This window comes from Rhodococcus sp. P3_B8, from assembly GCF_056402775.1.
Genome location: NZ_JBFUGT010000395.1, coordinates 1 through 5,239, shown reverse-complemented (window position 1 = coordinate 5,239; position 5,239 = coordinate 1). Strand labels below are relative to the sequence as shown.

Annotated in this window: 6 protein-coding genes and 1 pseudogene; 3 read left to right on the top strand and 4 right to left on the bottom strand. The window is 65.4% G+C overall.

Annotated features, from left to right (window positions below):
• Positions 1 to 987 (top strand): WS/DGAT domain-containing protein (locus tag AC1D1G_RS41310; RefSeq protein WP_477956505.1); only part of this gene is annotated, 987 nt, incomplete at its 5' end.
• 53 nt (positions 988 to 1,040) lie between these two features.
• On the opposite strand, the gene AC1D1G_RS41305 is transcribed toward AC1D1G_RS41310, so the two are convergent.
• The 3 genes and pseudogenes from AC1D1G_RS41305 to AC1D1G_RS41295 form a co-directional block, all read right to left on the bottom strand.
• Complete coding sequence (locus AC1D1G_RS41305) at positions 1,041 to 1,484, bottom strand: DoxX family protein (RefSeq protein ID WP_283335312.1); 444 nt, start codon at positions 1,482 to 1,484, stop codon at positions 1,041 to 1,043.
• A gap of 180 nt (positions 1,485 to 1,664) precedes the next feature.
• Positions 1,665 to 2,219: pseudogene (locus AC1D1G_RS41300) on the bottom strand (zinc-binding dehydrogenase).
• Between the two features lie 181 nt (positions 2,220 to 2,400).
• Positions 2,401 to 2,667 (bottom strand): YdeI/OmpD-associated family protein, encoded by a 267-nt coding sequence (locus AC1D1G_RS41295; RefSeq protein ID WP_083849701.1) that lies wholly within the window; start codon positions 2,665 to 2,667, stop codon positions 2,401 to 2,403.
• A 183-nt stretch (positions 2,668 to 2,850) separates the two neighbouring features.
• Here AC1D1G_RS41295 and AC1D1G_RS41290 point away from each other — a divergent pair, with 183 nt between their 5' ends.
• Together AC1D1G_RS41290 and AC1D1G_RS41285 are read left to right on the top strand one after the other, a co-directional pair.
• On the top strand, positions 2,851 to 3,288 hold the full coding sequence (locus tag AC1D1G_RS41290; protein ID WP_477956504.1) for a hypothetical protein: 438 nt from the start codon (positions 2,851 to 2,853) through the stop codon (positions 3,286 to 3,288).
• Between the two features lie 283 nt (positions 3,289 to 3,571).
• Entirely contained in the window at positions 3,572 to 3,913 is a 342-nt protein-coding gene (locus AC1D1G_RS41285; RefSeq protein WP_283335316.1) for a YciI family protein, read from the top strand.
• Positions 3,914 to 4,148: 235 nt separating this feature from the next.
• On the opposite strand, the gene AC1D1G_RS41280 is transcribed toward AC1D1G_RS41285, so the two are convergent.
• Positions 4,149 to 5,239 (bottom strand): protein adenylyltransferase SelO (locus AC1D1G_RS41280; RefSeq protein WP_477956503.1); only part of this gene is annotated, 1,091 nt, incomplete at its 5' end.

The window sequence follows — 5,239 nt, the reverse complement described above, 5'->3', positions numbered from 1 at the left end:
GTCAGCAAGCTGATGTCCGAGCACCTCGACCACGAGCGACCACTGTGGACGTTCGATCTGTTCGGTCCACTCGGCGACGGGCGCGAGGCGATCGCGGTCCGGATCCATCACGCGATGGCCGACGGGATCAGCGCGGTTCGCTTCCTCGACGACGTGCTCTGGGATCGGCACCCCGAACCGCCCCCGAGAGGAACGCGGCCGGGCCTTCGCGCCGCTTCGCCGCAGCGTTCGCGGGTCGACGAGGCACTGCGGATGCCCGCGGCTGTGCGTCGTGAACTCGGCCACCGCGGTTCACACTCGCCTTTCGACCGCCCGATCAGTGCCGCCCGCGAGCTCGCCTTCACCGTCGCCCCGCTCCCGGAGCTGAAGGCAATCGGCGCCTCACGTCCCGCGCGCGCAACCGTCAACGACGTACTCCTCGCGATCGTCGCAGGCGGCCTGCGCAGCTGGCTCGGCGCCGGCGAGACGGCCCTGCCGCGTCTTCGTGCTCAAGTTCCGGTTAGCCTGCACCACCGGGACGAGAGAGCGGGCAAGCTGGGAAACCGCGATTCCTTCCTGAACGTCGATCTGCCGCTCGCCGAGGCGGATCCGCTCACCCGACTCGACCGGATCAACGCCGAGACCAGCAAGCGCAAGCTCCTCGACGACGCCGAAGAGCTGTTCGATCTCTTCCACGCTCTCGGACGCGTGAAACGCGTCGAGGAAGCCGCAAAGCGACTCGCCGGCAGCGCGCGCGAGTTCAGCCTGTCGATCTCGAACGTCCCCGGCCCGCCCGTGCCGGTCAGCGTTTCCGGACGTCGGGTCGAGCGGCTCTTCTCCTCCTCCGAGCCCGCAGCGCACCACGCGCTGCGGATCTCGGCGATCTCCTGCGCCGGGATYGTCGGTATCGGGCTCTGCACAGACCCCGAGGCGCTGCCCGACGTTGCCCGGCTGGCGGTGGCGATGGACGATTCATACGCCGAATTGCGTGACGCCGCGATCACATGACGTCGAATCCGTCCTGTGTCAAGGGCATTCGCTGCCAGGCGGGGGTTGGTGGCTCAGGCGCGTCGGACAGGCATGATCGAACGCACCCGCGCGTCCCGCAGGTACAGACCGCCCCACACGAAGATGCCGACGTAAATCGGGAACAGGGTGGTGCTGACGACCGGCTGCTCGGTGAGCATGTTGGTAGCGACGGCTCCACCGAGGTATCCGGTCAGCAGCACCGCGCCCAGAATCGCCGTGGCGGGCACGATGTAGAGAATCAGGCATACCAAGAGAACGATTCCGATGACACGGTTGAGGTTCTCGGCAAAACCCAGCTCGGCCATCGCCTCGCGCACCATTTGCGTGTTTGCGATGTGGATGAGCGAGTCGAACAGGAGAAACAGCACCACGAGGGCGCTGACGACCAGTCCGGCGATTCTGGCCTTCTTCGTGGTTCCGCCCGTCGGCGCCGGTGTCGAGTTGGTGGTTCCCGTGGAGGGTGGTGTCGATGTCATGAGACTTTCTCCTTGCTGTTCATGGAGCGGTACACCGCTGACCGGTGGCACCTGCCCGACGGCGTCACGCGGGCAAATCGACTGCTCCCGCACGCTCCGCGTCTACTCACACCAGTACAGACCAGAGGCGACGGGAAAACTCACCGCGGCGCTGGAAGGCTCTCCGTTCGGGTGATCCTCCTAGGTCGGCAACCCCGCAGGCAGGACGTCGAGGACCACCTTGCCCGGCACGCCCCGCCGTTTGGACGGGAACGCTACCCGTGTCTCGGCGAGCGGGTGGACGGCGTCGACGTGTGGGCGCAGGTACCCCTGCGAGGTGAGCTGTGCGAGCTTCACGAGCACTGACCGGTCGGGTTCGACGATGAAGAAGACTGCTCGTCCGCCGCGTGGCGTCACCGGGGCGGCGCACTGATCGAGACCAGCACGCCGCCCGGCTTGACGATCGCGGCCGATCGGGCGAGCACGTCGCCGCCGATGGTGTCGAACACCAGTGGTGCCGTAGCCAACTTCGGTGACAACGCCGGCCACCTCGTGTGCGGGGATGGAGGGCGTGCGGTCGCGGCCGGCCCGATCCGTCCAGGTTCCTGGCCAGTCGAGCTCGTCGGGGACGAAGGATGCGGCGTGCACTCGGACGATCACGTCACCGGTGGCGGCCTGCGGGTCGGGGGCATCCTCGAACACGAGTAGCTCCGGGTTCGCTGGCCCTCGATTCTCATGGATGCGAACGGCTTTCATGTGATGCTCCTCGAGTCGTATACGACTACATCCAGCTTCCATGCGCTGAAGCTATGTCGATTGTCCGCTGCGTCGAATATGCGCGCGACCTCGTTGTCTCCGGAAACAAGGTCGCGCGGACGACCACGCGAGGCCGAAGGTCCCGGATAGGACAAGTCGGCTGCCGCTGTGTAGGAGGGTTCTACTTACCGGTCTTTTCCCGGTGGCTACAACCAGGCCAGCAGCATGGGCGGCGCTTGCCTTCAGCCAGTTCGGTATGCGTCCGCTTGATTCGACGCGCTCTCGTTTCGTCGAGCTTGGCATCCTCGACCCAGCAGATCCACTCATTGCGTGCCAATGGTGTGATGTCATTCCACGCTTTCAGCGCCGGCCCGTCATCGGCCAACGCCGTCCGTAGGTCTGCCGGCACTCTATGCACCGTGCCACTCGGGACCGTGCGCTTGCCCATGTTTGGAGTCTACCGACTGTCGCAGAGGTAGGGCGGGTCGTAGCCACCGGAGTCTTGGTGTTGATTCAGGGGCGGGCCCGCTCTATTTTCGCGCGGTCGCTGCAAGCGAGACCGCGCGATGATGAGTCTCATCTGCAATCGTGGACGGCCGGGTGAACCCGACGTCTGGTCTAGGTTGATGCGATGAAGATATCCACGAGCGCATCGGTCGTCTCGGTGCTGTGCGCTGTGTCGGTGTGGTTGTTCGTAGTGCCGCAACTGGTCACCACCGGGTTAATCGAGCCTGGACCGCTTCTCGGTCTGATGGTGCTGCTCCCGACCCCGGTCGGTTTGATCGCCGCCTTGGTGGGGGCGGTCGCGGGCACGATMGGGCTCGTCCGACGCGCTGATCGGACGTGGGCCGGCGCGTTGATGACGCTGGGGCAGGCTTTGACGTGGATTTTGGCCATCGTGATCGTGGTGTGGTCGCAGGCATATGGTTCGACGGGGTGGGAGTTGTTGGTACTGCCGGCGTCGCTGATGCTGGGGCAGGTTGTGGTCGCATCGGGCTTGATATCGGCCATGGTGAGTCGTCGCAGAGCCATCCACGCCACAGTCGGGGAAAAATGGCAGGGCGTGTGACAGGGCGAATTGGGTGGGGAACGGCCGACCACGATCGTCTCCAGCCCTTGGGCGGCAGTCCGCAGATATTTCGCTGTGCAGTGGCTCGCCACAACACGACCATCACACTACTTACCCACGCGCACTCGGGCGTGTTGATCAAGTGCTTGATGCCCGCGGTAAGTGCGGTGGTGGAGACGGCCTGTTCCGACCGGTTGGGGGAGGGCGGGCGAATCTTGTGCGCGCCGGCCCGTGTCGGCGAGGATGGGTCCGATCCCCGACATGCGAAGAAGGAGTCGACGCGATGACGAAGTACCTGATCTCTTTCCCAAGTGGTGCCATGGTCCTTCCCGACGAGGATTTACAGGCAGTGTCGGATGCGTCGCACGCGGTGGTGGAGGAGGCGAAGGACGCCGGCGTCTGGGTGTTCGGCGGTGGAATCGACGAGAGCGTTCCGCCTGTCCTGGTCGATGGGGATGGCACGGTGACCGAGGGCACGTACCCGCAGACGAAGCAGCTCGAAGGCGGCTACACGGTACTGGAGTTGCCTTCCCGCGAGGCGGCACTGGAATGGGCTGCGAAGATCGCGGTTGCCTGCCGGTGCGCGCAGGAGCTGCGCGCGTTCCACTACGATCCCGCCAGCTGACAGGGGTCGACGTCTCGGGCAATCGCATTCGGCTTCGCCCAGATTGAAATAACGTTCGACGGAGTTACTGCCCTTGCAGCGCTCCTTTTCCTCGTCGCGGAAGTCGATCGGTCGGACGCGAACTGCGCACGACGGCATCCCGTCGCGGCGACACCAGCCGAAGTCGTTCTGGCGACGAATCGTCGGCGAGAAGTTTCCTCGACACGAACGTCGCCGTGCAAGTCCGTCCTGGAAGTTAAGTGCCGCAGAAGGTTTGGAAGGACTTGCTGAATGATGGTGGAGCGGGTGTGGTGTAGTCCGACCACTCGTCGCGGCGGTCGAACGGATGCGTGACGACCTCCAGTAGCTTTTCGAACGGAGCGAGCTCCCCGTCGGTCGCGGCGCGCAACGCAGCATCGAGCTGACGATTCCGCGGGATGTACAGYGGGTTGACGCTGTCCATCGCGTCGGCGGTCTCCGCTGCCCCGTGCCCATGTTTGGTCAGGTTGCCGCGCCAGCGTTCCAGCCATGGCCCGATGTGCTCGCGCGGAACGAGGCCGTCGAGAGGCGTCGAATGTCCGCGTAGTTCGTCCGCGAGAGCACGGAAGGTGCCCGTCCAGTCGGCACCGTGTTCCTCCAGCAGCGTCAGCAGGTCGTCGCCCAGCGCTCGATCGACGAGTTCGCCGGCCAAACCGAGCTTTGCCGCCATCCCGGCCGCGAAGTGGCCGTCGTACCGGTCGTCGAAGGTGTCGAGGACTGCCGACACCGCGGTAATCGCGTCATCCGGCGTGGAATCGAACAGCGTCAGTAGCGTTTCCGCGAGGCGCGCCAAATTCCACTTCAGGACAACGGGCTGGTTGCCGAACGCATACCGGCCGCCGTGGTCGATCGAACTGAACACTGCAGCCGGGTCGAACGCGTCGAGGAAGGCGCACGGACCGTAGTCGATGGTCTCGCCCGAAATGGTCGTGTTGTCGGTGTTCATCACCCCGTGCACGAAACCGGTGAGCATCCATTTCGCCACCAGAGAGGCCTGCGCCTCCACCACCGCCTCGAAGAACGTCAGGTAGCGATTGCCGTCACGCCCCGGCGCCGGTTCGGTCAGCTCCGGGTAGTGGCGGGCGATCGCGTAGTCGGCGAGCGGCTGCAACACCTCACCCTGCCGCACCGCGTATTCGAAGGTGCCCACCCGCAGGTGACTGGCCGCGACCCGTGCGAGCACGGCCCCGGGCTCGGCGCCGTATCGATGAACGTGCTGGCCCGTCGCGACCACCGACAGCGCGCGCGTGGTGGGGATGCCGAGGGCGTACATGGCCTCGCTGACGAGGTATTCGCGCAGCATCGGGC

What these genes read in the sequence shown, in the direction of transcription:
- AC1D1G_RS41305 (WP_283335312.1), bottom strand. Translation starts at nt 1,484, where the DNA reads ATGACATCGACACCACCCTCCACGGGAACCACCAACTCGACACCGGCG.
- AC1D1G_RS41295 (WP_083849701.1), bottom strand. Translation starts at nt 2,667, where the DNA reads ATGGGCAAGCGCACGGTCCCGAGTGGCACGGTGCATAGAGTGCCGGCA.
- AC1D1G_RS41285 (WP_283335316.1), top strand. Translation starts at nt 3,572, where the DNA reads ATGACGAAGTACCTGATCTCTTTCCCAAGTGGTGCCATGGTCCTTCCC.